General features: G+C 68.5%; 21 protein-coding genes and 2 pseudogenes. 11 read left to right on the top strand and 12 right to left on the bottom strand.

The features are described 5' to 3' along the window. Positions 1 to 14 precede the first annotated feature (14 nt). The gene (locus AC1Q7H_RS13620; RefSeq protein WP_013951825.1) at positions 15 to 440 is read left to right on the top strand and encodes a PRC-barrel domain-containing protein; all 426 of its coding nucleotides are present in this window, start codon (positions 15 to 17) and stop codon (positions 438 to 440) included. Positions 441 to 453: 13 nt separating this feature from the next. Here the strand turns inward: AC1Q7H_RS13620 and AC1Q7H_RS13615 are convergent. After that, positions 454 to 657 (bottom strand): annotated as a pseudogene (locus AC1Q7H_RS13615) (DUF3325 family protein); the annotation flags it as partial. A gap of 567 nt (positions 658 to 1,224) precedes the next feature. Between AC1Q7H_RS13615 and fur the strand changes: the two are divergent. Both fur and AC1Q7H_RS13605 read left to right on the top strand, forming a co-directional pair. Beyond that, entirely contained in the window at positions 1,225 to 1,713 is a 489-nt protein-coding gene (fur, locus tag AC1Q7H_RS13610; protein WP_013951823.1) for a ferric iron uptake transcriptional regulator, read from the top strand. Between the two features lie 28 nt (positions 1,714 to 1,741). Continuing rightward, entirely contained in the window at positions 1,742 to 2,005 is a 264-nt protein-coding gene (locus tag AC1Q7H_RS13605) for a hypothetical protein (protein ID WP_492381390.1), read from the top strand. A gap of 22 nt (positions 2,006 to 2,027) precedes the next feature. Here the strand turns inward: AC1Q7H_RS13605 and AC1Q7H_RS13600 are convergent, their stop codons facing one another. Together AC1Q7H_RS13600 and AC1Q7H_RS13595 are read right to left on the bottom strand one after the other, a co-directional pair. Next, positions 2,028 to 2,345, bottom strand: a complete 318-nt coding sequence (locus tag AC1Q7H_RS13600; RefSeq protein ID WP_492381389.1) for a helix-turn-helix domain-containing protein — start codon at positions 2,343 to 2,345, stop codon at positions 2,028 to 2,030. A 79-nt stretch (positions 2,346 to 2,424) separates the two neighbouring features. Beyond that, positions 2,425 to 3,348 carry a DMT family transporter gene (locus tag AC1Q7H_RS13595; RefSeq protein ID WP_013951821.1) on the bottom strand — a complete coding sequence of 308 codons (924 nt, stop codon included), beginning with the start codon at positions 3,346 to 3,348 and terminating at the stop codon, positions 2,425 to 2,427. A 537-nt stretch (positions 3,349 to 3,885) separates the two neighbouring features. On the opposite strand from AC1Q7H_RS13595, the gene AC1Q7H_RS13590 reads away from it, so the two are divergent. After that, positions 3,886 to 4,209, top strand: a complete 324-nt coding sequence (locus tag AC1Q7H_RS13590; RefSeq protein WP_041228506.1) for a PadR family transcriptional regulator — start codon at positions 3,886 to 3,888, stop codon at positions 4,207 to 4,209. Positions 4,210 to 4,291: 82 nt separating this feature from the next. Here the strand turns inward: AC1Q7H_RS13590 and AC1Q7H_RS13585 are convergent, their stop codons facing one another. From AC1Q7H_RS13585 to AC1Q7H_RS13570, 4 genes are all read right to left on the bottom strand, one after another. Beyond that, complete coding sequence (locus AC1Q7H_RS13585) at positions 4,292 to 5,320, bottom strand: putative 2-aminoethylphosphonate ABC transporter substrate-binding protein (protein WP_013951819.1); 1,029 nt, start codon at positions 5,318 to 5,320, stop codon at positions 4,292 to 4,294. Between the two features lie 61 nt (positions 5,321 to 5,381). Then, positions 5,382 to 7,112 carry a putative 2-aminoethylphosphonate ABC transporter permease subunit gene (locus AC1Q7H_RS13580; RefSeq protein ID WP_013951818.1) on the bottom strand — a complete coding sequence of 577 codons (1,731 nt, stop codon included), beginning with the start codon at positions 7,110 to 7,112 and terminating at the stop codon, positions 5,382 to 5,384. Then, positions 7,109 to 8,203 (bottom strand): putative 2-aminoethylphosphonate ABC transporter ATP-binding protein, encoded by a 1,095-nt coding sequence (locus tag AC1Q7H_RS13575; protein WP_013951817.1) that lies wholly within the window; start codon positions 8,201 to 8,203, stop codon positions 7,109 to 7,111. Before AC1Q7H_RS13575 ends, AC1Q7H_RS13580 begins: the two co-directional genes overlap by 4 nt. Positions 8,204 to 8,370: 167 nt before the next feature. Then, on the bottom strand, positions 8,371 to 11,616 hold the full coding sequence (locus tag AC1Q7H_RS13570; RefSeq protein WP_492378478.1) for a bifunctional diguanylate cyclase/phosphodiesterase: 3,246 nt from the start codon (positions 11,614 to 11,616) through the stop codon (positions 8,371 to 8,373). A gap of 393 nt (positions 11,617 to 12,009) precedes the next feature. On the opposite strand from AC1Q7H_RS13570, the pseudogene AC1Q7H_RS13565 reads away from it, so the two are divergent. Next, a pseudogene (locus tag AC1Q7H_RS13565) lies at positions 12,010 to 14,000 on the top strand (sensor domain-containing diguanylate cyclase). A gap of 18 nt (positions 14,001 to 14,018) precedes the next feature. On the opposite strand, the gene AC1Q7H_RS13560 reads toward AC1Q7H_RS13565, so the two are convergent. Beyond that, a complete protein-coding gene (locus AC1Q7H_RS13560) occupies positions 14,019 to 14,393 on the bottom strand; it encodes a hypothetical protein (RefSeq protein ID WP_010814047.1) in 375 nt (124 codons plus the stop codon). 322 nt (positions 14,394 to 14,715) lie between these two features. Between AC1Q7H_RS13560 and AC1Q7H_RS13555 the strand changes: the two genes are divergently transcribed. Continuing rightward, entirely contained in the window at positions 14,716 to 15,066 is a 351-nt protein-coding gene (locus AC1Q7H_RS13555; protein ID WP_013951814.1) for a four-helix bundle copper-binding protein, read from the top strand. Here the strand turns inward: AC1Q7H_RS13555 and AC1Q7H_RS13550 are convergent. Beyond that, positions 15,063 to 15,953 (bottom strand): LysR family transcriptional regulator, encoded by an 891-nt coding sequence (locus AC1Q7H_RS13550; protein ID WP_041228504.1) that lies wholly within the window; start codon positions 15,951 to 15,953, stop codon positions 15,063 to 15,065. The two genes, AC1Q7H_RS13555 and AC1Q7H_RS13550, sit on opposite strands and share 4 nt — an antisense overlap. Positions 15,954 to 16,087: 134 nt before the next feature. Here AC1Q7H_RS13550 and fumC point away from each other — a divergent pair, with 134 nt between their 5' ends. Then, on the top strand, positions 16,088 to 17,494 hold the full coding sequence (fumC, locus tag AC1Q7H_RS13545) for a class II fumarate hydratase (protein WP_013951812.1): 1,407 nt from the start codon (positions 16,088 to 16,090) through the stop codon (positions 17,492 to 17,494). 61 nt (positions 17,495 to 17,555) lie between these two features. Here fumC and AC1Q7H_RS13540 read toward each other — a convergent pair whose 3' ends face one another. Next, the gene (locus AC1Q7H_RS13540; protein ID WP_013951811.1) at positions 17,556 to 18,326 is read right to left on the bottom strand and encodes a ferredoxin--NADP reductase; all 771 of its coding nucleotides are present in this window, start codon (positions 18,324 to 18,326) and stop codon (positions 17,556 to 17,558) included. Positions 18,327 to 18,588: 262 nt separating this feature from the next. On the opposite strand from AC1Q7H_RS13540, the gene AC1Q7H_RS13535 reads away from it, so the two are divergent. Then, a complete protein-coding gene (locus tag AC1Q7H_RS13535; RefSeq protein WP_013951810.1) occupies positions 18,589 to 19,338 on the top strand; it encodes an SDR family oxidoreductase in 750 nt (249 codons plus the stop codon). A 46-nt stretch (positions 19,339 to 19,384) separates the two neighbouring features. Here AC1Q7H_RS13535 and AC1Q7H_RS13530 read toward each other — a convergent pair whose 3' ends face one another. Further along, positions 19,385 to 19,702: a hypothetical protein gene (locus AC1Q7H_RS13530; protein ID WP_228772747.1), complete on the bottom strand. Its 318-nt coding sequence runs from the start codon at positions 19,700 to 19,702 to the stop codon at positions 19,385 to 19,387. Between the two features lie 447 nt (positions 19,703 to 20,149). On the opposite strand from AC1Q7H_RS13530, the gene AC1Q7H_RS13525 reads away from it, so the two are divergent. The 3 genes from AC1Q7H_RS13525 (at position 20,150) to AC1Q7H_RS13515 (ending at position 23,079) form a co-directional block, all read left to right on the top strand. Continuing rightward, positions 20,150 to 21,463, top strand: a complete 1,314-nt coding sequence (locus AC1Q7H_RS13525) for an MFS family transporter (protein ID WP_492381388.1) — start codon at positions 20,150 to 20,152, stop codon at positions 21,461 to 21,463. A gap of 92 nt (positions 21,464 to 21,555) precedes the next feature. After that, the gene (locus AC1Q7H_RS13520) at positions 21,556 to 22,491 is read left to right on the top strand and encodes a LysR family transcriptional regulator (RefSeq protein ID WP_013951807.1); all 936 of its coding nucleotides are present in this window, start codon (positions 21,556 to 21,558) and stop codon (positions 22,489 to 22,491) included. Positions 22,492 to 22,605: 114 nt separating this feature from the next. Then, a complete protein-coding gene (locus AC1Q7H_RS13515; protein ID WP_013951805.1) occupies positions 22,606 to 23,079 on the top strand; it encodes an aminoacyl-tRNA deacylase in 474 nt (157 codons plus the stop codon). A 96-nt stretch (positions 23,080 to 23,175) separates the two neighbouring features. Here AC1Q7H_RS13515 and eutC read toward each other — a convergent pair whose 3' ends face one another. Next, positions 23,176 to 23,967 carry an ethanolamine ammonia-lyase subunit EutC gene (gene eutC / locus AC1Q7H_RS13510; RefSeq protein ID WP_492381387.1) on the bottom strand — a complete coding sequence of 264 codons (792 nt, stop codon included), beginning with the start codon at positions 23,965 to 23,967 and terminating at the stop codon, positions 23,176 to 23,178. Positions 23,968 to 23,971: the final 4 nt, after the last annotated feature.

Genomic DNA, 23,971 nt, shown 5'->3' with positions numbered 1-23,971 from the left:
ACAAGGAGCACAGCATGCCGAACCAACCTCCCACCCGTGAAGGCGCGGCCATCATCGGTTCAGGCGTGGGCGAAGGCCCGGGCCCTGAAGTGATGGCGGCATCGAGCCTTGACGGCACCAAGGCCTATTCATCCGACGGCGAACACGTCGGCAAGATTTCCGAGATCATGCTGGATGTACCGCACGGCCGCATCGCCTACGCGGTGCTGACCACCGGCGGCTTTCTCGGCATCGGCGACACACTGCACGCCATCCCATGGAATGCACTGGTCATGGACACCGACGAGAAATGCTTCCGGATTGCCGTGACGGCAGACCGGCTCAAATCCGCACCGGGCTTCAACAAGGACAGCTGGCCGAGCATGGCCGATCCCCAGTGGGGCAAGTCGCTGCACGAGTACTACGGCCGCGATCCGTACTGGGTGTCCCCGCCGCTGTAAGGCTACGCAGGGGCTACACCCAGGTTGCGAGCAACCAGCGAGCAACCAGCGCGGCCAGGCCGATACCCGCCACGCCGGGCAGCAGGCGCTGCACCGCGCGTGGCGCATAGGAACGGCCCAGCGCCACGGCAAACGCGCTGGCGGTCAGCGTGCCAAGCCACGACACCGTTCCCAGTGGCCCGCCGTCGACAGCAACATGGAGCGACCAGGCCAGCGCGAGCGCGCCGGCTTGCTGCCGCGAGCGCCAGCGTCATCAGGTCGAAGCCAGCTACCGCCGCCGGATCGCCCCCTGCAGCCACCAGACCACCCTCAAAAAAGAGGTTGCCCGGTAAAATTTCTCTTGTAATGAGATCGATTCCCATTTACCATTCGATCACTGCCTGACGCACGGCGCACCGCCCGACAGGCAGACCGGCCAGGTCCGGCGCGCCGCGGCACGCGGCAGCAACCGAAGCTGGCAGGAACAGGATTTCCGGATGCCGCTGCGGCGGCATTCGACACCGACTTTTGTGGGGACCGCTCCGTCACGCGGAGCGTTTGGCAGTAGCCAGTCTTCGGAAGATCGGGAAAGCAACCAGACCCCGCTTTCCCGATCGCGTCTTCCGGTGACAAGCCAGGCCACCTTTTTATTCCGCGCGTCGTGCAGGCACGGCGCGCCGCCAGGGACGGGAGCGCCAGCGCTGGTCCGTCCCTGGCGCTTCAGCCTGAAATCCCGCCAAGCCATCGACGCCGCCCGTGCGCGGCGCCGGGCCGGGCGCCGCCCTGCCCGCGGGGCGCCAGCCGCATGCCAATGCCTTCCGCCATGTCATTCGAGAGCCGAAAGCCGATCCATCTCAAGCGCGCCGGCCTGAAGGCCACGTCGCCGCGCATGCGGATCCTTGAAGTGTTCCGCACCAGCGCCCGGCGCCACCTGAGCGCCGAAGACGTCTACCGCATCCTGCTGACGCAGGACGAGGACGCGGGACTGTCCACGGTGTATCGCGTGCTCAACCAGCTGGTGCAGGCCGACATCCTGCTGCGGCACAGCTTCGAGTCCGACCACGCCGTGTTCGAACTCAACGAAGGCGGCCATCATGACCACCTGATCTGCGTTGCCTGCGGCCGCGTGGAGGAATTCCGCGACGAAAGCATCGAGCAGCGCCAGCGCCAGGTAGCCGCCGACAACGCCTTTGTTTTGCGCGAGCACATGCTGGTGCTGTACGGTGTCTGCCCGCAATGCCGGGCCGGCGCCACCGAGGCCGAACCCACGCCGGGGCTGCCCGCCCGGGCGTAAGCGCGCCGCGCACCTGACGGAGCCATCCATGGAGCGCCTGAAGAAGCCCCTGTCCGAACTCATACGCCTGATCAACCTGTGCCTGCGGCAGGAGCCCGGCTGCCACGACTGCCAGCTGCGCGCGGTCTGCGTGCACCGGCCCGACCACACCGGCTGCAACTGGAGCGCCGAAGTCGACTTCCCCGAACGCAGCGAAGCCGACGCCGTGCGTCACCTGCGCCAGGCACGCCGCGTGGTGGTGATGGTGCGCGAGCAGTACAACGTGGCGGCGGGCACGACGGCACAGGCCTGAACCCGCGGCCTGGCGTCCTGGCTCAGATATCGAGTTGCGCGGCAGTGATGCCGAGTGCGGCGGCAATGCGCTCACGCGAGGTCTTGCGCAGGCGGGTGCTGCTCTCCTGCTGCGCATAGGCGGGCAGTGAAATGCCGAGGCGCACTGCGACGTCTGCCTGGGTCAGGCCAAGATGCTCGCGCCAGGCGCGCAGTGGCGGCACGTCATCGGCCAGCACGCGGCGCACGACCGGATATGGAATCAGCTCGCTTGCGCGCGCATGTTGCGAGAGATAGTCGGCGTAAGGGATCACGACGAATGCAGGTTGGCCATCCGCGCCGAAGATTGTCTGGATCTTCATGGGCCCGACTATATCCCGACGAGGATGACTATACGCCACGGGCACCGTTACCGGGCCCAAGTTTCGGAGCGTTACGACCTCAACGTCCTGCCACCGGCCGCGCCTGCACGGGCGTCTCCACCCCCGCCACCGGCCGCAACACCAGCCACACCGCCACCCCGATCAGCGCGCCACCCGCCGCGTGCGCCCACGATAGTGCCTCGCCCAGGAACAGCGCGCCCCAGATGATGCCGAACGGCGGGATCAGGAAGGTGACGCTCAGCGAGCGCACCGGGCCCAGGTCGGCAATCAGGCGGTAATACAGGATGTAGGCCAGCGCCGTGCACAACACGCCCAGCCCCAGCATGGCCGCCCACACGCCGGTGCCGGCAGCGGGCAGCGTATTGTGGCGCCACAGCGCGGCGAGGCAGAAGGGCAGCAGGAACACGGTGGCACCGACCATGCTGCCGGCGGCGACCAGCCGGCTGTCCAGCCCGCCGCGCTGCGTGATCCAGCGCCGCGCGAGAAAGCCGGACAGGCCGTAGCAGGCGGTGGCCAGCAGGCAGGCCAGCGCGCCCAGCAGCACGTCCGCCGAGAACGCCACCGGTCCGGTGCGGGTCAGCACCGCGACGCCCGCCACGCCCAGCAGCACGCCCGCGGCCTTGGCGCGCGTGAGCCGTTCGGAAAACGCCAGCGCGCCGATCAGCACGCCCATCAGCGGGGTCATGGCATTGAACACGGCCGAATAGCCGGCCGGCAGCCACAGCGCGGCGACGGCGTACATGACAAACGGGATACCGGAATTGACCACGCCCAGCGCCAGCACCGCCGGCCATTTGCCCTGCATATCCCAGCGCAGCTTCAGCAGCGGCAGGCATGCCGCCAGCGTGAGCGCGCCGATCAGCACCCGGGCGAAGGCGGTCGGCATCGGTCCCAGCACCGGCGCGCCGATGCGGATAAACAGGAAACTGGCGCCCCAGATGGCGGCCAGGGCAAGCAAGCGGGCGAGATCGGCGGGTTTCATCGGGGGAACCAGGAGGCGCCGTGCAAGCCGACGCAGGTTGAGGGTTGCCGCGATTGGACGCCTGTGCAGCGCATACCGCAAGCCGGATTCGGACCTGTGCCCGCCGTTGCCACGATGGCGACCCGCTTTCTGCCTAGGAATTTAAGTGATGTTGACGAATCTACGACATGTTTGAGCGCCGTTCTCGGCACAATGTCGCGCGAACTCGTCACTTTTCTTATCAAAGCCTTTCATCATCACCCCACGCTGGAGGGGGCGCTGTTACCGACGCGTGACAAGCCGCCTTCGATTAAATTAAACTCTGGTCTGCGCCAGAGTTAATTGACCCCTCCGACGCATTCCCGACAAGCCGCCAGGGCTCCTGGCGGCTTCTTTTTTGCCCGAACGGGTAAAATGCGCCTTGCCCGGCGCATCGCGCACTGCCAGTCCAACAGAATGGCAGGCTGCCGCGCCGCCGGCGTCACAACGCCTGCAAACCCCGGGTTCCGGACGGCGCCTGCGTCAACCGGCGCGGCGTCTGCCGCGTTGCCAGTCCACATGAAACGACAGTTCCTGGGCCTGCTGGCCCGCGTCTACGTCCTGCAATTTGCGCTCGAAGTCCCGGCTACGGTGGCCATGCTTGCCGACATGTTGCTGGAATACGGCTTCCAGGTCGATATCGGCTCAGTGCGCCCGTTGCTGCGCGCCCTGCAAATGGAAGGCTATCTGGAAAGCGTGCTGCGCGACGGCATCGGCCGGGTCTACCTGCTGACCGAGCGCGGCCGCGAAGAACTGCAGGCCAGCCGCAAGCGCATCGACGATCTCTACCGCCGCCTGCACGCCGGCCAGCCGGCCACCGACGAAGTGCCGCGCCTGGCCTGATCCGGCCAGGGCGGCCGCCGCGGCGCGGGGGGCGTACCCGTTTCTGCGGGCCATCCCCTCGCCGCTAGGCGCGCCTTGTGCCTTACTTCTTCTCCGCCTTCCCTTCGTAGCGCTTGCTCCATTCAGCCAGGATGCGGTCGCGGTTGTCGCTCGCCCAGCGGAAGTCGTTCTTGATCAGGCGCTTCTCGTAGTCGGCGGGCAGCAGCGCGTCGGGCTTGGCAATGCCGGGCACGGCCAGCACGGCAAAGTTTTTCTCATACAGCGCCATCGCTTCGCGCGAGGCCGAGAAGTCAGCCAGCTTGCGCGCGGCGTCCAGGTTCTTGCTGCCCTTGACGATGGCGGTGGCCTCGATGTCCCAGCCCAGGCCTTCGCTCGGCAGCACGATATCGATCGGCGCGCCTTCCTTCTTCGACTTCATGGCACGGTACTCGAACGCAATGCCGATCGGGAACTCGCCCTGCGCGGCCATCTTGCACGGCTTGGAGCCCGAGTGCGTGTACAGGCCGATGTTCTTGTGCAGGCCATCCATGTACTGCCAGCCCTTCTGCTCGCCCATCATCTGCAGCCAGGCGCTGACATCGAGGAAGCCCGTGCCCGACGAGGCCGGGTGCGGCATCACCACCTTGCCCGCGTAGATCGGCTTGGTCAGGTCGGCCCACGAGGTCGGCTTGGGCAGGCCCTGCTTCTGCGCCTCCACGGTGTTGAAGCAGATCGCCGCGCCCCACACGTCCATGCCGACCCATGCCGGCGGGTTGGCCGGGCTGCGGTACTTGGCATCGATTGCGGCCAGGTTCTTCGGCGCATACGGGTCGAGCATGCCTTCCTTGTCCAGGATGGCCAGGCTGGAGCCGGCCAGGCCCCACACCGCGTCGGCGCGCGGCGCGGCTTTTTCCGCGAGCAGCTTGGCGGTGACGATGCCGGTGGAGTCGCGCACCCACTTGATTTCGATATCGGGATGCACCTTCTCGAACGCGGCCTTGTAGGCGGCGATCTGGTCGGCTTCGAGCGCGGTATAGACCGTCAGCACGGTGGCGGCGCTGGCGTTGCCCGCCAGCATCGGCAGGGCGGCCGCGGCGGCAAGCGCCGTGACAAGGTTGGTGATGCGGGACATGGTTTCTCCTTGGGTTCGGTGAGTGTTCCGGAATGCAGGGGTACGGCGAATCGGGCAAGGGTCAGCCGGCGCGCCAGCGTTGCGCGCGGCGCAGCCAGCCGGCCGAGACCGCGTGCAGCAGCAAGGCCGCCAGCACCGAGGTCAGCAGGATCAGCGTCGACATCGCGGCAGCGGGCGCGGTGTCGCCGGCATCGTCCATGTTCAGCACCGAGATCGCGGCCAGCACGGTGTCGGGGCTGTACAGGAAGATCACCGCCGAGACCGTGGTCATCGACGACACGAAGAGGTAGCGGAAGATATCAAGCAGTGCCGGCAGGCACACCGGCACGGTCACGCGCCAGCATGTCACCAGCGGCGCCACCCCGAGCGACAGCGCCGCGGCCTCGAACTCGTTATCGAGCTGGCGCAGCGCCGCGGCCGCGGTCAGGTGGCCGGTGGTGTAGCAGTGCGCCACGTTGCACAGCACCAGCAGCGCCATGGTGCCGTACAGCGCGTGCAGCGGATTGCCGGGCGCGTTGAAGAAGAACACATAGCCCAGGCCCAGCACCAGCCCCGGCACCGCCATCGGCAACAGGAAACTCGCGCGCAGCACCCCGTGCAGCCAGGCCGGGCCGCGCGTGCGCAGCGTCAGCCAGGCGCCCAGGAAGATCGCCGCCGTGCCCGCCAGCGCGGTCAGCGCCGACAGCTTCAGGCTGTTGCGGTAGGCCAGCCAGCCGCCGCCGTCCATGTTGTCGAAGTCGTAATGCGCCAGCGTCAGGCCCAGGTTGTACGGCCACAGCTTGACCAGCGACGCGCCCACCGCGGTGGCGATCACTGCCAGCAGCGCGGCACTGACCAGCGCCACCAGCAGCAGGCACGCGCCGTCGCGGCCGCGCTCGGGCGCCGGCACATACACCTGCGCGCGGCTGCCCATCTGCGTGCGCTGGCGCTGCTGCATTGCCATGTCCACCGCAAAGGTCAGCAGCGCGGGCGCCAGCAGCAGCATGCCGATGAGCGCGCCACGGTCAAACTGCTGCTGCCCGACCACGGACTTGTATGCTTCCAGCGCCAGCACCGGGTAACCGCCGCCCACCACCTTGGGTACGCCAAAGTCCGTGATCACGAGCGTCAGCACCAGGCAGGCGGCGGCGAACAGGCCCTGGCGCGCGCCCGGTAGCGTGACCGTGCAGAAGGTGCGCCACGGGCTGGCGCCCATCGCGCGCGCCGCTTCATAGAGGCGCGCATCGGCCAGCGACAGCGTCGCCACCAGCACCATCAGCGCATGCGGGAAGGTGTAGAAGGCCTCGCCCAGCACGATGCCCCAGAAGCCATAGATGCCGCCCTGCCCGAAGGCGCCGCGAAAAATGCCCTGGTTGCCGAACAGGTAGACCAGCGCGATCGCCGGCAGCAGCGACGGCGCAAACAGCGGCAGCAGCGCAATGCCGCGCCACAGCGGCCGCAGTGCGATGCAGGAACGCTGCAGCGCATAGGCAAAGCCAAATGCCAGCGGCACCACCAGCGCCACCACCGCCAGCGACACCGCCACGCTGCGGCCGAGCATCGGCAGGAAGTTGGGGCTGGTCACCAGCGCCGCCATGCGCGCGCCCAGCGCCCATTGGCCCGCCGCATCGAACCAGGCCTGGCGGAACAGCGCCAGCAACGGCAGCAGCAAGCCGACGGCCAGCCCGGCCAGCCAGATCCACTTCATCGCGGCCGGGGCACCGTGCGCCAGCCGGGAGGCCAGGCCGGTGCCGCGCGAGGAGGCGGCCTGCGTGCCCGGGTGCGACTCGACCGTGGCTGCGGCGCGCATCATGCAAACACCCGCAACGCCTGCGCGGGCAGCGCAATCCAGAACTTGTGGCCGCCGGCGTCGGGCAGCCGGTGCCGCGCCTCGCGCGCCACGTCGGCAAACAGGGTCAGCCCTGGCAGTCGGTCCGCTTCCAGCGCCAGCCGGTAGCGGTTGCCAAGGTAGGTCTGGTCGACCACGCGCGCCAGCAGCCGGTTGGACTCGGCGGGATCCGGGTCCAGCCGCACCGCTTCCGGGCGGCAGCACAGCCGGCCGGCGGATGCCGCAGGCTGCGGCGTGTCGACCAGGAAATCGACGGCCTGGCTGCCCTCGCCAACGGTGAAGCGCCCGGCCTGCGCGCTGCGCCCCGGCAGCCAGTTGGCCTGCCCGACAAAGCCGGCGACAAAGGCCGACGCCGGCTGCTCATAGATCTCGGCGGGGGTGCCGGCCTGCACGATGCGCCCGCCGTCCATCACGGCAATGCGGTCGGCCATGGTCATGGCCTCTTCCTGGTCGTGGGTGACCATCACGGTGGTGATGTTCAGGCGGCGCTGCAGCTGGCGCAGCTCCAGCCGCAGGTGTTCGCGCACGCGCGCGTCGAGCGCCGACATCGGCTCATCCAGCAACAGCAGCGAAGGCGCCGGCGCCAGCGCACGGGCCATCGCCACGCGCTGCTGCTGACCACCGGAGAGCTGGCCCGGAAACTTGCGCTCGCTGCCGGCCAGGCCGACCAGGCCGAGCATCTCGGCCACGCGCGCGTCGCGGTGCGTGCGTCCCATGCCGCGCCCGTGCAGGCCATAGGCCACGTTCTGCGCCACGGTCAGGTTGGGAAACAGCGCATAGGACTGGAACAGGATGCCGTAGTCGCGTGCCTGCGGCGGCAACCCGGTCAGTTCACGCGCGCCGGCATGGATGCGTCCTGCGTCCTCGCGCTCAAGTCCCGCGATGATGCGCAGCAGCGTGGTCTTGCCGCAGCCGGACGGGCCCAGCAGGCACAGCAGCTCGCCCTGCCCGACCGACAGCGACACGCCGTCCAGCGCCATGAAGCTGCCAAAGCGCTTGCTGACCTGCTCCACCGCCAGGAACGCCCGGCCCTCCCCGGACTTGCCTGCCTGCATGACCGAATCTCCGCAATCTCAATGGAATCGGTCGCCATCATAGGCAGCGCAGATGCCAGCCGTGTGGCAGATCGGCAAAGTATTTCGATGGAAGTATCGGGGGATTTGAGATGGGGCAGCGGCACCGGGGGGCCCGCCGGCAAGTTAGGAATGGTGCCCCTGGGCGATTATGACTCGCGCAGCGCAGTGGCGCCCGCAGACGTGGGGGTCGGCGCCCGAATCCCCTTTTCCAGGATCTCCCGCAGCACCTCGTGCGGTACCGCCTGGCTGAACAGGAACCCCTGCAGCCCGTCGCACCCCTGCGCCCGCAGGAACTCGAACTGCGCCGCCGTCTCCACCCCTTCGGCAATCACCTTGAGGTGCAGCTGGTGACCCAGTGCGATGATCGCCGCGGCCACCGCCTGGTCGTGGCCGGGCGTGGCCACGTCGTCGACAAAGGACTTGTCGATCTTGAGGCGGCTGATCGGCAGCCGGGTCAGGTAATTGAGCCCGGAGTAGCCGGTGCCGAAGTCGTCGATCGACAGCCCCACACCCAGCTCGCGCAACCGGCGGAAGGTCTCGATGGTGGTCTCGCCGCCGTCGACCAGGATGCCTTCGGTGACCTCGATCACCAGCCCCTGCGGCGGCAGGCCGGCCTGCTGCAGGCAGTGCGCCACGGTATCGGGGAAGTTGGCCTGGCGCAGCTGCAGCGGCGAGATATTGACCGCGACCTCGATCTCGCTGCCCAGCGCCTGGCGCAGCGCCTGGATTTCGCGGCAGGCGGTGGCCAGGGTCCATTCGCCCAGCGGCGCCACCAGGCCGCTCTGCTCGGCGATGGGGATGAACTCGGCCGGCTGCATGGCGCCGCGTTCCGGGGTGTTCCAGGTAATCAGCGCCTCGACGCCGGTGATGGCCAGCGTCGCGGCATCGACGATCGGCTGGTAGCGCAGCCGGAACTCATCGCGGGCGAGCGCGCGCCGCAGCAGCCCTTCGATGGTGAAGCGCGCCAACGAGGCCTCGGCCATGGCGCTGGCAAAGCGGCGCAACTGCGCGCGGCCGTCGTGCTTGGCCGCGTAGACGGCCGAGTCGGCAGCCTTGAGCAGCTCGGTCAGGCTATCGCCATCGTCCGGGAAGATCGCCATGCCGATTGACGGCGTCACGCGCAGGCGCTGGCCGCCGGCCTGCAGTTCTTCATTGACGCGCACCTGGATCTTGGCGGCAATCAGCTCGGCTTCGCTGTCGTGGCGCAGGCCGCCCAGCACCACGCCGAATTCATCGCCGCCCATGCGCGCCACCAGGTCGCCCTGTCGTACCGTGCCCTTGAGGCGGTCGGCCATGGTGCGCAGCACGTCGTCGCCAACCGGGTGGCCGAGCGAGTCGTTGATGTGCTTGAAATGGTCCAGGTCGAGCAGCAGCAGGGCCACGCGCTCGCCGTGGCTGCGCGCGTGCAGCAGCAACGCCTGCGCGCGCTCGCTCAGCTCGGCGCGGTTGGGCAGGCCGGTCAGCGGGTCGTGCAGCGCCAGGTGGCGGATGTACTCGTCGACGCGCAGGCGCTCGGTCAGATCGTAGCCGATGGCCTGGTAGCCAGGCGACGGCGCGGACCGGGGCTCGGCACCATCGGCGGGACCGGCTGGCGCGGCGTCGGCGGCCGCAGCCTCGATGGGCGCCGGCAAGGCGAACACCGCCAGTTGCACCGGCATGCGCGAGCCGCCCTTGCGCACCCAGGTCCATTCGCGCTCGTCGGTCAGGCCAAGCCGTGCCTTGGCCACCAGGGCGGGCAGCCCCGGCGGCACCGGCTCGCCCAGTTCGCCACTGAGCATGCGAGCATGGTCGGCCAGTTCGTCGGCAATATGCAGGCCGGTCATGTGCATGTGCCCGACCAGCTCCGCGGTGTTGTACCAGAGCATGCGCTGGCCAGCCGCGTTGATGCCGGTGATCAGCCCGTCCTCATCGAAGGTGATCACGCAGAAGGCGGCATGGTCGAGCAGCCCGGCATAGCGCGCGGCCTGCACCGCGGCGGCCTGCTGGGCGCGCCGTTCCGGCTCCAGGTCCGTGACCGCCCACAGCCAGTGCGCGGTGCCGCCGTCGGCCACAGGCAGGCGCGCGGCGCCGGCGCGCAGCGCGAAGCGGCTGCCGTCTGCGCGCACGCCCGCCAGTTCACGGTGGGCCTCGACCCCGGCCGCAGCGCCGCTGGGGACTACGCCGGTGGCGCCGGGTACCAGGGTGTCCAGGCTGCGCCCGGCCAGTGCCGCCGGATCGGCGCCGAACAGTTGCCCCGCCCGCTCGCTCGCGCGCACCACCACGCCCTGGGCATCGGCCAGCAGGAAGCCGTCGGCCGACTGTGCCATGCACGCCTGCAGCATGGCGTTGTCATCTTCCCAGGCATGGACGGCCTGCGCTTCGCGCTGGCGCGCGGCGCGGCCCCGGCATGCCAGTGCATGGGCGAGCCACGCCAGCAGCAGCGTGGCCAGCGTGCCCGCGGCCAGCACCAGGTACGCCTGCCGCGGGCCATGTGCGGCTTCGAAGGCGGGGCGCGTGGCGCCGCGCAGCGTCCAGGTGACGCCGCCATACTGGAGCTGGCGCTCGCCCTGCAGCAGCGCGGCACTGCCGTCCTCACGGCGCTCGCCCTCGGTCGGCCCGCCGGACAGCATCGGCCCGGGAGCGGCCGGGGAGCCCTCATACAGCGACAGTTCCAGTTCCGCCGCGGCCGGGGCTCCGACCGCGCGCATCAGGTCGCCCAGGCGCAGCGACACGTAGACATAGCCGAGCACCGCGTGGCGCCGCTGCGCCACCGTGCTGACCGCCGCCTCCCCGGCGTAGACCGGCAGGAATATCAGCGCGCCGTGCTGGCGCTGCGCCGCCTCGGCTTCGCGGACCAGTGCCAGGCCGGGCGTGAGCCGCGGTTCGCCGCTGTCGCGGGCGGCTTCCAGCGTCGCCCGGCGCGTCGGCTCGGACAGCATGTCAAAGCCGGCGGCGCGCGTGTTGCGCCCGTCCAGCGGTTCGATATAGAAGATGGGTGCGTACAGGTCGCGCGTGCCGCCGGGATGAATGTCGTAGTCGGCAAGGCCGTCGGCACGGGCGGCCTGCACCAGCCGCGGCACCCGCTGCAACGGCGTGAGCGGCGCGTAGCCGATCGACTGGGTGCCGGCGGGCAGGTCGTCGAGCTGGGCGGTATAGAGATAGTCGCGCCACTGCGCGCGCGAGGTGTCCGAGTTGGCGCTCAGCACGGCGGCCACGCCGCGCAGCAGGCGTTCGTTCTCCAGCATGCGCTCGCGCAGCACGCTGCCGGCCTGTCCCAGCAGTGCGTCGAAATGCTGCTGCGCCTCGCGGCGCTCGAGCCGCTCCGCCTGCAGCCATGCCCCTGCCGTCAACAGCGCGCCGCTGGCCGCGACCAGCAATGACAACAAGGCAGGGGAAAGCGAAGTCAGTCTCATGGTCGATCGGTTCCGGCATGCAGCAGGGGCATGCCGTCTGCGTGGACTTGCCTTCGCATTAACGGGGGACTATACCGTGGCACAGGCAGCCCGCACACCCCCGCCGGGGATGAACCCGTTCGGGGGAAAGACCGCATGCCCCACCACGGCGGGGTATGGTAGGGTTCCACCGGAGATGCCCCCTCCAAGTACGCGACAGTCCGCGCCACTAGTGTCCTGTTCCGTAGATAACTTGCCAAAATGTAATCGTCCAGTTGACTGTCAGGCTAGGCGCGAGGAGGCGCCATAGCAGTAGCTATGGCAACGACGAGCAACGACGCATGGCGGGCAACTGGGCGATTTCATGGCAAGGTATCTGCGGAACAGGACACTAACGCCCCAACTGCGCCCTACATGCCCGTCTACACACCCACGCTGAAAGCGCGCATTGCGATCATCACCACCGTGCTGGCCGCGGTGTTCGGCACCGGCATCGTACTGACCGCCCTGTACGATGCCCACCGCGACCTGCACGATGCGCTGCAAGTCCAGCAGGACTCCGTCGTCAAGCTGACCGCCAGCCAGCTCGACACCGCCATGAGCGACCGAATCGTGCTGCTCTCGCACCAGGCTGCGCAACTCAGCGGCCTGCTGGCGCAGGCGCATGGCGCGCAAGCCGCCGCGGTGCGCGAGCGGGCGCTGGATGCGCTGTCCGCAGCGATCCCGGTGCCGGCCGCGTTCAACGCGCTGCTGGTCGCCGACATGCAGGGCAACATCGTCAGTAACCGCGGCAGCGGGGCGGACATTGGCGACCGCAGCTATTTCCGCGAGGCCGCCCGCTCGCTCGCGCCCGTGGTGTCGCCGCCCATCCGCTCGCGCACCAACGGCCAGATGGGGGTGATGGTGGCGGTGCCGGTGCTGGCGCCGAACCAGGCCTTCGTCGGCCTGGTGGGCGGCTGGCTGGACCTGTCCAGCGCCAACTTCCTGGTCGAGATCCTGCACAACCGCCTCGGCACCACCGGCTACTACTGCCTGGTGTCGGCCGGCCCCGAGCCGGTCTACATCCGCCATCCCGATCCCGCGCAGGCGCGCCAGCCGGCGCAGGCCGTGGCCGATACCTGCGGCGAGGATGACAGCCCCGCGCCGCTGGAATTCCTCACGCCGGCGCGGCCGGTGATCGCACGCTACCTGATGTCGAGCACCGGCTGGGAACTGGTGGCGCTGCTGCCCGCGCGCGAGGCCTACGCACCGCTGCACCAGATGCAGCAGCGCTTCCTGAGCATGGCCGAGTGGCCATGGCGGCGGTGGCCCTGCTGATCTGGCTGGCTGTGCGGCGCCAGCTGGCGCCGCTGGCGCGCCTGCACAAGGTGGTGCAGGCCAGCGCCAACGACCTGTCCGCGTTCGAGCGGCTGCCGACACGGCAGCAGCGCGACGAGATCGGCGACGTGACGCGCGCCTTCATCAAGCTGATGCGCGACGTGCGCGAGCGCCGCCAGGCGCTGGACCGCAGCGAACGGCGCCTGCGCGCGGTGACCGACACGCTGCCGTCGCTGCTGGCCTTTATCGACACCGATGAGCGCTATGTGTTCAACAACCAGGCCTACGAGCGTGTCTTCGGCCTGAAGCCGGAGGAACTGCGCGGCAGGCACGTGCGCGAGATCCTGGGCGAGGCCCGCTACGCGCGCGTGCAGCCATTCATGCAGCGCGCGCTGGCGGGCACTGCGGTGACCTTCGAAACCGAAGACAGCGACCCCGAATACCACTGCATGGAGAGCAGCCTGCGCCCGGAATGGAGCGCCGACGGCAGCGAGGTGGTGGGCGTGCATATCCACGTGCAGGACATCACGCAGCGCAAGCTGGAGACGCAGCGCCTAGCGCGCATGTCGCGCACCGACCACCTGACGCAGCTGATGAACCGCAGCGCTTTCGAGGGCCAGCTGCACGCGGCGATGGTGCGCAGCCGCGAGCATGGCACGCTGATGGCCCTGCTGTACCTGGACATGGACCGCTTCAAGGCCGTCAACGATATTCACGGCCACGCCGCCGGCGACCAGCTGCTGCAGACCTTTGCCCAGCGCGTGCGCCGCTGCGTGCGCGAGCGCGACACCGTCGCCCGGCTGGGTGGCGACGAGTTCGCGGTGGTGCTCGAAGACATGACCCGGCCCGCCGCGGCACGCCGCGTGGCGCAGTCCATCCTGCAGGCAACGGACGAGCCCTTCGACTTCGAGGGCGTGTCCGCCGACGTGGACGTCAGCATCGGCGTGGCGCTCTACAACGGCGGTCCGGCGCAGGACCGCGAACTGATGCGCCTGGCGGACGTGCTGCTATACCGCGCCAAGGGCGCGGGCCGCGGGCGCTATGAGATCGGCCCGCCGGAACTGGCGGGCGAGCTCAGCGCGCAGTAGGCAGCCCCGGCCGAGGGCTCAGTGGATGGTGCCGCCGGGCTTGTCCGACGCCGCGCCGCCGGCCCCCTCGGGCTCGAACGGTACGTGGCGGCCGTCGCTGGACTGGTAGCCCAGCTGCGCATCGGCGCCCAGCATCTTCTCCCACGCGATCATGGCCTGGGCCACCGCATCGGGCGCGCCCTTGAACACCACCACGTCGTTGCCGCAGCCGGGGCATTCGCCGCCGAACACGGCATCGATGCCGGGCAGGCCCGGCACGTCGAGCGCGTCGAATTGCGCGAACGCGGTCTTGCAGTGCCCGCAGACCAGCTGGGCGGGGCGCAAGGCCTCAATCTTTGCGCGTGCCTGTGCCGCACGCTCCTCGGGGGTACCCCGCCGTTTTGCCTCGCCCATGATGTGCCTTCCTTCCCCGTGCTGCCGGTGTGTGTTTGCATCGGCCCCGCCAGTGCGGCGGGACCGTGCCTGTTAGATGCGCAATGCGTGCTGGTGGTGCCCGGCCATTGTCGCAGGTGACGGCCGCGTTGCGTGCGCGCCGTCGCCGATCTGCTGCGCTCAGATGGCATTGTAACCAGCGCGACGCAGCAAATACCGGGCCGACAGGAACCGCCAGCGCCTGCTATTGTGGATAACGATGCCCCGTGCGCGTGCGGATGCGCCGCTTCCGGCACCGTGGGCATGCTGGTCCCATCCACCTACCCCCGAAGGAGGACGTTCCATGATCCGACCCACCGTGCAGGAAAACGCCGCCCGCTACGCCGACTGCATTGCCGCCTGCAATGCCGCAGCCGCTGCCGCACTCAAGTGCGCCGCGGCCTGCCTGGAAGAACAGGACGTGCGCAAGATGGCGCGCTGCATCGCGCTGGACATGGATTGCGCCGGCATCGCCCAGCTGGCCGCGTCCTACATGCTGCGCAACAGCGAGTTCGCGCCGCTGGTGTGTGAAGACTGCGCCGAAGTCTGCAAGTGGTGCAAGGAGGAATGCGAGCACCATGACAACGAGCACTGCCAGGATTGCGCCCGCGCCTGCGCAGCCTGCATGGAGCAGTGCCTGAAGATGACGGCTTAGCGGTCCCAGCCCGATTCCTGCTGCCCCTGCGGCGGTTCGGCCAGCGCGACGAAGGCATCGATCAGCCTGGCGCCACGCCGCTCGCGCAGGCAATAGAGATACTCGTGCAGGCAGGGCGAGGCATCGGTGAAGCCCAGCACGCGCAGGTCCGGATGGCTCGGCACCTCGTGCCGGGCAATCACCGATACGCCCAGGTTGCGTATCACCGCCTCGCGGATCGACTCCCGGCTGCCGATCTCCATCTGCGCCGCGGGGCTCACGCGCGCCTGCGCCAGCATGTCTTCGGTGGCGATGCGCGTGGTCGACCCGAGTTCGCGCATCAGCAGGCGGCAGCCTGCCAGCGCACTGACGGCCACTTCGGTGTGCCCGGCCAGCGCATGGGTGCGGTGCACCACCAGCATCAGCGGATCCACGCCCAGCAGCACGCGCGACAGGCGCGCATCGTCCACCCGCTGCGACGAGGTGGCGATATCGACGCGGTATTCCTGCAGCGCTTCCAGCACTTCCTGCGAATTGCCGGTCACCACGCTGACATCGATGGCGGGAAAGCGCTCGCTGAAGCTGCGGATCAGCTCCAGCACATAGTAGGGCGCGGTCGCACCCACGCGCAGGCTGCCGGTGCGCAGGTCGCCCGAATGGCGCAGGAAGAAATCGATCTCGGTTTCCTGCTGCACCAGCGCCTCGACGCGCGGCAGCAATGCCAGCCCCGCGTCTGACAGCGCCAGGCGGCGCCCGCCGCGGTGGAACAGCTCGACCCCGTAGGCTTCTTCCAGCGCGCGGATCTGCGCGGTGATGGTGGGCTGCGACAGGCCCAGGCGCTTGGCGGCCTGCGTGACGCTGCCGATGCGGGCCACCATGAAGAAGGACTTGAGCTGGGCGATGAGCATGCGGCCGAGGGATGTCGCTAAGGGCAAGGCAAGGCGGCGGGCGCTTGGGCGCCGGCCGCGGTGAAGCGGTATTCTAATGGACTGCACCAGGCCACCCGGCCCAACCGTCCGCTGCCTTGCATAGGAGTCTGCCCATGTCTGCCCCGTCCACCTCCGCCACCCGCATCGAGAAAGACAGCCTGGGCGACGTGCCCGTGCCCGCCGATCACCTGTGGGGGGCGCAGACCGAGCGCTCGCGCCAGAACTTCCGCATCGGCAACGAGAAGATGCCGCCGGCACTGATCGAGGCCTTCGCCATCCTGAAACTTTGCGCGGCGCGCGCCAACGGCGAGCTTGGCGTGCTCAAGCCCGAACTGGCGCACGCGATCGAACAGGCCGCGACCGAAGTCATCGAAGGCCGCTGGCCCGATGAGTTCCCGCTGTCGGTCTGGCAGACCGGGTCCGGTACGCAGACCAACATGAACCTGAACGAGGTCATCGCGAACCGCGCGATTCAGTTGCTGGGCGGCAAGGTCGGCAGCAAGACGCCGGTGCACCCCAACGACCACGTCAACGCCAGCCAGTCTTCCAATGACAGCTTCCCCACCGCGATGCATATCGCCGCCACGCGCGCGATCCAGCAGGAACTGCTGCCGGCACTGGAGCAGCTGCAGCAGACCTTCGCGCGCAAGGTGGAAGCCTTTGCCGATATCGTCAAGGTCGGCCGCACCCACCTGCAGGATGCTGTGCCGCTGACGCTGGGGCAGGAGTTCTCGGGCTACATGACGCAAGTGGCCGATGCGCAGTCGCGCCTGCAGCAGGCCATGCTGCGCGCGATGCCGGTGGCACAGGGCGGCACCGCGGTGGGCACCGGCCTGAACGCCCCGCACGGCTTCGCCGCGGCCTTCGCGCGGGCGCTGGCCGACTACACCGGCCTGCCGTTCGAGCCCGCGCCCAACCGCTATGCGCTGCAGGCCTCGCACGATGCGCTGGCCGACCTGTCCGGCGCGCTCAGCACCACGGCCTCGTCGTTCCTGAAGATCGCGCGCGACTTCATGCTGCTGGGCTCAGGCCCGCGTGCCGGCTTTGCCGAGCTGGTGCTGCCGGCCAACGAGCCGGGCTCATCGATCATGCCGGGCAAGGTCAACCCGACCCAGGCCGAGGCGCTGGCGATGGTGTGCTGCCGCGTGATCGGCAACCACACCACGGTGACGCTGGCCAACGGGCTGGGCACGCTGGAGCTGAACGCCTACAAGCCGGTGATCATCTACAGCCTGCTGCAGTCGGTGAGCCTGCTGGCGGGGGCCGCGTCGAGCTTTGCCGAGCATATGGTCGAAGGCGTCGAGGCCGACCGCGAGCGCATCGCCGAACTGCTGGAGCGTTCGCTGATGCCGGTGACGGCGCTCAATCCGCATATCGGCTACGACAAGGCCGCAGAGATCGCCAAGCTGGCGGTCAAGCGCAACCTGTCGCTGCGCGAGGCGGCGATCGCGTCGGGGCATGTCACCGAGGCGCAGTTTGCCGAGTGGATCGACCTGAAGGGGATGACGCGGGAGGTATAGCCGGGGGGTACAGCAAGGGTGCGCCCCGGCACGGAACGAGCCGCGCCGGGGCAGGCCGGCCTTAGCCGACGAAGGCCTTTTCCAGCACGAAATGGCCGGGATGGCTCATATTGCCTTCGGCGAATCCGCGCGCTTCCAGGATGCCGCGGACGTCCTTGAGCATGTCCGGGCTGCCGCACAGCATGATGCGGTCGTTCTCCAGCGAGAACGGCTCCACGCCCAGTCGCTCGAACAGCTCGCCCGAGGCGATCAGGTCGGTGATGCGGCCGCGGTTGTCGAACTCTTCGCGCGTCACGGTCGGGAAGTACACCAGCTTTTCGCGCACCAGATCGCCCAGGTGCTCGTGCTGCGGCAGGTGTTCCTGGATCAGCTCGCGATAGGCCAGCTCTTCAACGAAGCGGCAGGTGTGGGTCAGCACGACCTTGTCGTAGCGCTCGTAGACCTCCGGATCGCGGATGATCGACAGGAACGGCGCCAGGCCGGTGCCGGTGGCCAGCAGCCACAGCGTCTTGCCGGGCAGCAGGTTGTCCACCAGCAGCGTGCCGGTCGGCTTCTTGCCGACGAAGATCTGGTCGCCCTCGCGCAGGTGCTGCAGGCGCGAGGTCAGCGGGCCATCGGGCACCTTGATGCTGAAGAATTCCAGCGTTTCCTCATAGTTGGCGCTGGCGATGCTGTAGGCGCGCAGCAGCGGGCGGCCGTTCACTTCCAGCCCGACCATGGCGAACTGGCCATTTTCAAAGCGAAAACCAGGGTCGCGCGTGCAGGTGAAGCTGAAAAGGGTGTCGGTCCAGTGATGGACGGAGAGGATGGATTGCTGGTTCAGGTTGCTCATGGCGAAACGCGGGATACAGCGGCAGGATGCAGCGCCAAAGACGGCTGGAAAGGAAGAATCTTAACGCATGCCTGGGAGCGGCGCAGGCGGAGCCTGCAACGCCAGCGCGGGATTTCCGGGATGTGCAATGCGGTGCGGCGCATGCGGCACGCCCGATATTGTTAAGAAATTCTGGCTAATCAAACTACTTTTCGCGAATTTATCCAAAGACAGCCAACATCCATCATGAGGTCATCTTCCATTCGCTCCCAAGGAAACTGCCATGACCTCCACCCCAGCCATCTCCCGCCGCGCCGCGCTCGTCACCGGCGCCTCCCGCGGCATCGGCCGCGCCATCGCGTTGCGGCTGGCCGCCGACGGCTTCGACGTAGCCATTGGCTACGCCGGCAACGCCGCCCGGGCCGAAGCGACGGTGGCGGCGGCGCGCGAGAGCGGCGTGAATGCCATCGCTATCCAGGGCGATGTGGCGCAGGCGTCAGACGTGGCACGGCTGTTCGATGCCGCGCAGCAGGCGTTCGGCCGGCTCGACGTGGTCGTCAACAGCGCCGGCATCATGCAGATGGCGCCGGTTGCGCCGGCCAGCCTGGACGCCTTCGACCAGACCATCGCCACCAACCTGCGCGGCGCTTTCCTGGTGCTGGGCGAAGCCGCCGCGCGGCTGGGCGAAGGCGGACGCATCATTGCGCTGTCGACCAGCGTGATCGCGCGCTCCTTCCCCGGATATGGTCCCTATATCGCCGCCAAGGCAGGCGTGGAAGGGCTGGTGCGGGTCCTGGCCAGCGAACTGCGCGGGCGCGGCATCACCGTCAATGCGGTAGCGCCGGGGCCGGTCGCGACCGAACTGTTCCTCGATGGCAAATCGGAAGCGCAGGTGGCGCAGCTGTCCAAAGTGGCGCCACTGGAGCGGCTGGGCACGCCCGAGGACATTGCCGCGGCGGTGTCGTTCCTGGCCGGGCCGGATGGGGCGTGGGTCAATGCTCAGGTGGTGCGCGTCAATGGCGGCTTTGCCTGAGCAGACCGTCCGCGCCGGCCGGAATTCAGCCCCCCGGCGTCGGCCCTCACAGTTCGCAGCGCAGGCGCGCCAGCGCCTCGCGCGAGTAGCCGTGGCGCACGCGCAGCTGGTGCTCCACGGCGTCGGCCTGGTCCAGGCAGGCGAAGACCAGGTCGTCCTTTACGCGCTGCGAAACGCCCTTCAGGCGCGGCGCTTCATACGCGACCCGGCGCGCGCGGCAGCGCAGGAACAGCAGCGTTTCCTGCGAGGCTGTGATCAGTTGGTCGTGCTCGATCCGCTTGCATTCGACCAGGTCCTGGGCAGGGGCGCTGGCGGCGGCAAAGAGCAACGGCAGGCACAGCCATCGACGCAACGAGCGGTGCATGGCAAACGGGGGGCGCAGTAGGCCAGTTGAGGGTCCGGCTCGCATCATTGCCCAGACCCGCGCACAGTGCAAGCCGCAGCGCACGCAACACCCTGTTGCGGCCGGGCGCCAGACGGGCCGCAGCCGGATTCAGTGTCCAGCCACGTGGACAATCGCCCGCAAACCCTGATGGCTGCGTCGACCGGCAGGCCTATGCTGCACCGCAGCACACCCAAGGGGTGTGCAGGTCCGGCGGATCGGGCTACGCTTCGATGGCAAATGCGCCGCAGTGCGCGCCAGTTCACGCCCCAGACCGACGGGCTCCCGCCCGGCCTTCCCCGTGTTCCCCCTTGCCGCCCACCGTTCCGGTGGCCTGCGGCCGCCATGTTTCCGGCATCTGCCGCCAGCACTGCGCAGCGCGACCTGACCCGCGGCTGCCCTGCGCCGCCCTGACTGCAAGACAACAACATGACCGATCTCCCCGCTACCCTAGCCCAGACGGCCGCCCCGAGCCGCGAAGAGGTGCGCAAGCGCATCTACGCCATCGTCGCCGCCTCGTCGGGCAACCTGGTCGAATGGTTCGACTTCTACGTCTACGCCTTCTGCGCGATCTACTTTGCGCCGTCATTCTTCCCCAAGTCCGATCCCACCGCGCAACTGCTGAACACCGCCGGCGTGTTTGCCGCCGGCTTCCTGATGCGGCCCATCGGCGGCTGGCTGTTCGGCACCATCGCCGACCGCCACGGCCGCAAGAACTCGATGCTGATCTCGGTGATCATGATGTGCGCCGGCTCGCTGCTGATCGCCTGCCTGCCCACCTATGCCAGCATCGGCAACTGGGCGCCGGCGCTGCTGCTGCTCGCGCGCCTGATCCAGGGCCTGTCGGTCGGCGGCGAATACGGCACCACCGCCACCTATATGAGCGAGGTGGCGCTGCGCGGCCGGCGCGGCTTCTTCTCGTCGTTCCAGTATGTGACGCTGATCGGCGGCCAGTTGCTGGCGGTGCTGGTGGTGGTGATCCTGCAGCAACTGCTGGACGAGGCCGAACTGAAGGCCTGGGGCTGGCGCATCCCGTTCGTGGTCGGCGCGGTCACCGCGGTGGTGGCGCTGTTCCTGCGCCGCACGCTGCACGAGACCTCGTCGGCAGCCACCCGCGGCAGCAAGGAAGCCGGCAGCGTGGCCGCGCTGTTCCGCAACCACAAGGCCGCCTTCTTCACGGTGCTCGGCTATACCGCGGGCGGCTCGCTGATCTTCTACACCTTCACCACGTATATGCAGAAGTACCTGGTCAACACCGCCGGCATGTCGATCAAGACCGCCAGCTATGTGATGACGGGATGCCTGTTCCTGTATATGTGCATGCAGCCGGTGTTCGGCGCGCTGTCCGACCGCATCGGCCGGCGCACCAACATGCTGCTGTTCGGCGCGCTGGGTGCGCTCTGCACGGTGCCGATCCTGACCGCGCTGGGCACGGTCAGCAGCCCCGAGCTTGCCTTTGTGCTGATCGCCGTGGCGCTGGCCATCGTCAGCTTCTACACCTCGATCAGCGGCATCGTGAAGGCCGAGATGTTCCCGCCCGAGGTGCGCGCGCTGGGCGTGGGCCTGGCCTATGCCATCGCCAACGCGATCTTCGGCGGCTCCGCCGAATACGTGGCGCTGGGCATGAAGACGCTCGGCCACGAGACCGCGTTCTACTGGTATGTGACGGCGATGATGGTGATTGCCTTCTTCGTCAGCCTGCGCCTGCCGCGCCAGGCCAAATACCTGCATCACGAGCATTGATGCGCACCCCGCGGTGCAATGCCGCGGGACGCCGCCACGAGCATGGCAATATACGGGGGCCGCAATTGCCCCCGTCTTTCATTGATCACCCCATGGACCTGAACGCCCTTCGCCTGTTCGTCGACATCGTCGATGCGGGCAACCTGAGCGCGGCCGCGCGCAAGCTCAAGATGACGCGCGCCAATGTGAGCTACCGGCTCAAGGCGCTCGAAGAAGAGCTGGGCGTGCAGCTGCTGCGCCGGACCACGCGCCATGTCGAGCCGACCCCGGTCGGCGCCGGCCTGTACGAGCACGGCCGCAACATCCTGGGCGAAGTAGCGGCCGCCAATGCGCTGATCAGCAATATGGGCAAGAGCCTGCAGGGCCATGTGCGGCTCTCGGTGCCCACAGGGCTGGGGCATACGCTACTGTCGCCGCTGCTGGTGCTGTTCAAGCAGCGCTATCCCGACATCACGCTTGACGTCATGTTCGACAACCGCGTGCACAACCTGGTGTCCGAGGACGTGGACGTGGCGCTGCGCATTATCTCCACCCCGCCCGATTCGGTGGTCGCCACGGAGATTGGCGAAGTCGACTGGATCGTGTGCGCGTCGCCGGGGTATCTCGCCGCGCATCCTGCGCCGAAAACACTCACCGGGCTGCAAGGACATGCGATGGTGTGCGCGTCGCCGGTGGGCCAGAAACTCAAGGCATCGGGCACGCGGCTGGATGCCGATGAAGGCCATGACGCGAACGAAACCCGCGAGCAGGTGGTGCTCGAACCGACGCTGACCTCGGAAAACTTTGCTTTCCTGAAGGAGTCGGTGCTGGCAGGCCTGGGGATCGGCATTCTCCCGATCTATGCGATCGGCGCCGAACTGGACAGCGGCGCGCTGGTGCCGCTGCTCTGTGACTACCGCATCAGCGTGTTCGGCAGCAAGCTCTATATGCTGACCATGCCCAACCGCTACCAGACGCTGGCCACGCGCTATCTGCTGAACTTCCTGAAGACCGAGCTGCAGGCAGTGTGGCCGCGCCTGCACCGCTAGGGTCTGTTCCCATGGGGGAACAGACCCTGGGCGCGTCGCCTTCGGCAGCGGCGCCACGGACTATAGTAGGAGCACAAGGATAACCGTCGGCGCATCCGCACCTGAGGAGCTACCATGGCCCTGGCTAGCACGCTTGCAAGCTGCCTGAGCAGCAAGAACACCCAGTACGACATCATCCGCCACCCCTACACCCTCAGCAGCATGGCCACTGCCGAGGCCGCGCATGTTCCCGGGGACCGGCTGGCCAAGACGCTGTTGCTGGAGGATGACCGCGGCTATGTCGCCGCCGTGATTCCTTCAAGCCACCATCTGCACATGGCCGCCATCTGCGAACAGACCGGGCGCAACCTGGTACTGGCGCATGAGGACGAGATCCGCGAGATCTTCAAGGATTGCGACCTCGGCGCGATCCCGCCGGTGGCGATGGCCTACGGCATGCAGACCTATGTGGACGACAGCCTGATGGCGCAGCCCGACGTGTATTTCGAAGGCGGCGACCACCAGGAACTGGTGCACATGAGCGGCGAACAGTTCTCGCGGCTGATGTCGGACGCTGGGCACGGGCAGTTTTCGCGCCGCATGATGTAAGCGGCGCTTTTTATTGGCCACTGAACGGCCACCACGCGGGTTGCGAACCCGCGCGGTGGCCGTTTTGCATGCTGGCGGGTGGGGGATGCAGACGCTTCAGCCTTCAGGCAACGCCGGCACGCTGTCGTCCTTCAGGTCCACGCCCGAGCGGCCCAATGCCGCCGCGCCGCGCAGCAGGAAGGCGAGCCGGTCGGCGGCCTGCGCATACGGCAGGCCTTCGGGGCGCACGTTGGAGATGCAGTTGCGCTCGGCATCGGTGCGGCCCGTGCGCGGCGCATGGGTCAGGTAGATGCCAAGGCTGTCGGGCGAGCTCAGGCCGGGCCGTTCGCCGATCAGCATCACCACCTGGCGCGCGCCAAGCAGCTCGCCGATCTCGTCGCCCAGCGCCACGCGCGACTGCTCGGCCACCACCACCGGGCCGATGCGCCATGTCTGCGGCAAGCACGCGCGGGTGGCATCGAGCAACGGCAGCGCGTGCGTCTGCGTGGCCAGCGCGGACAGGCCGTCGGCAACCACGAACACCACATCGGGCGCGTCGCCCGGCCGTGCCGCGGCCAGCCGCGCGCGGCTGGCATCGTCCAGGCGCCGGCCCAGGTCGGGGCGCCGCAGGTAGTGCGCGCGGTCCGGCGCCGCGCTGTGCACGGCGAGGTTCTGTACCCCCGCCGCATCCAGCGCCGCGGTGACCGCGCCCACGTCCAGCGGCAGGTGCACCGCATCGCGCGCCTGCGCATGGGCCAGCCCGAAGGCCAGCACCGCATCGGTGGTCTGGCTGTGGCCGGTACGGCCCAGCGCTACGCGCGCGCGCGTGAACTGGCGCAGGCGTTGCCACGGGTCGGCATCGGCATCGGCGTTGGCAGGAGCGGCGGGAGGCGGGCGTCTGGCCGTCATCGGC

Source organism: Cupriavidus sp. GW823-FHT06D04, assembly GCF_058795055.1.
Note: the sequence above shows the minus strand (reverse complement) of the source record. Positions and strands in the feature narration are given on the sequence as shown.

Coding starts and splice junctions, on each gene's coding strand:
- AC1Q7H_RS13620 (WP_013951825.1), top strand. CDS start 15: ATGCCGAACCAACCTCCCACCCGTGAAGGCGCGGCCATCATCGGTTCA.
- fur (WP_013951823.1), top strand. CDS start 1,225: ATGCCAATGCCTTCCGCCATGTCATTCGAGAGCCGAAAGCCGATCCAT.
- AC1Q7H_RS13605 (WP_492381390.1), top strand. CDS start 1,742: ATGGAGCGCCTGAAGAAGCCCCTGTCCGAACTCATACGCCTGATCAAC.
- AC1Q7H_RS13600 (WP_492381389.1), bottom strand. CDS start 2,345: ATGAAGATCCAGACAATCTTCGGCGCGGATGGCCAACCTGCATTCGTC.
- AC1Q7H_RS13595 (WP_013951821.1), bottom strand. CDS start 3,348: ATGAAACCCGCCGATCTCGCCCGCTTGCTTGCCCTGGCCGCCATCTGG.
- AC1Q7H_RS13590 (WP_041228506.1), top strand. CDS start 3,886: ATGAAACGACAGTTCCTGGGCCTGCTGGCCCGCGTCTACGTCCTGCAA.
- AC1Q7H_RS13585 (WP_013951819.1), bottom strand. CDS start 5,320: ATGTCCCGCATCACCAACCTTGTCACGGCGCTTGCCGCCGCGGCCGCC.
- AC1Q7H_RS13580 (WP_013951818.1), bottom strand. CDS start 7,112: ATGATGCGCGCCGCAGCCACGGTCGAGTCGCACCCGGGCACGCAGGCC.
- AC1Q7H_RS13575 (WP_013951817.1), bottom strand. CDS start 8,203: ATGCAGGCAGGCAAGTCCGGGGAGGGCCGGGCGTTCCTGGCGGTGGAG.
- AC1Q7H_RS13570 (WP_492378478.1), bottom strand. CDS start 11,616: ATGAGACTGACTTCGCTTTCCCCTGCCTTGTTGTCATTGCTGGTCGCG.
- AC1Q7H_RS13560 (WP_010814047.1), bottom strand. CDS start 14,393: ATGGGCGAGGCAAAACGGCGGGGTACCCCCGAGGAGCGTGCGGCACAG.
- AC1Q7H_RS13555 (WP_013951814.1), top strand. CDS start 14,716: ATGATCCGACCCACCGTGCAGGAAAACGCCGCCCGCTACGCCGACTGC.
- AC1Q7H_RS13550 (WP_041228504.1), bottom strand. CDS start 15,953: ATGCTCATCGCCCAGCTCAAGTCCTTCTTCATGGTGGCCCGCATCGGC.
- fumC (WP_013951812.1), top strand. CDS start 16,088: ATGTCTGCCCCGTCCACCTCCGCCACCCGCATCGAGAAAGACAGCCTG.
- AC1Q7H_RS13540 (WP_013951811.1), bottom strand. CDS start 18,326: ATGAGCAACCTGAACCAGCAATCCATCCTCTCCGTCCATCACTGGACC.
- AC1Q7H_RS13535 (WP_013951810.1), top strand. CDS start 18,589: ATGACCTCCACCCCAGCCATCTCCCGCCGCGCCGCGCTCGTCACCGGC.
- AC1Q7H_RS13530 (WP_228772747.1), bottom strand. CDS start 19,702: ATGCACCGCTCGTTGCGTCGATGGCTGTGCCTGCCGTTGCTCTTTGCC.
- AC1Q7H_RS13525 (WP_492381388.1), top strand. CDS start 20,150: ATGACCGATCTCCCCGCTACCCTAGCCCAGACGGCCGCCCCGAGCCGC.
- AC1Q7H_RS13520 (WP_013951807.1), top strand. CDS start 21,556: ATGGACCTGAACGCCCTTCGCCTGTTCGTCGACATCGTCGATGCGGGC.
- AC1Q7H_RS13515 (WP_013951805.1), top strand. CDS start 22,606: ATGGCCCTGGCTAGCACGCTTGCAAGCTGCCTGAGCAGCAAGAACACC.
- eutC (WP_492381387.1), bottom strand. CDS start 23,967: ATGACGGCCAGACGCCCGCCTCCCGCCGCTCCTGCCAACGCCGATGCC.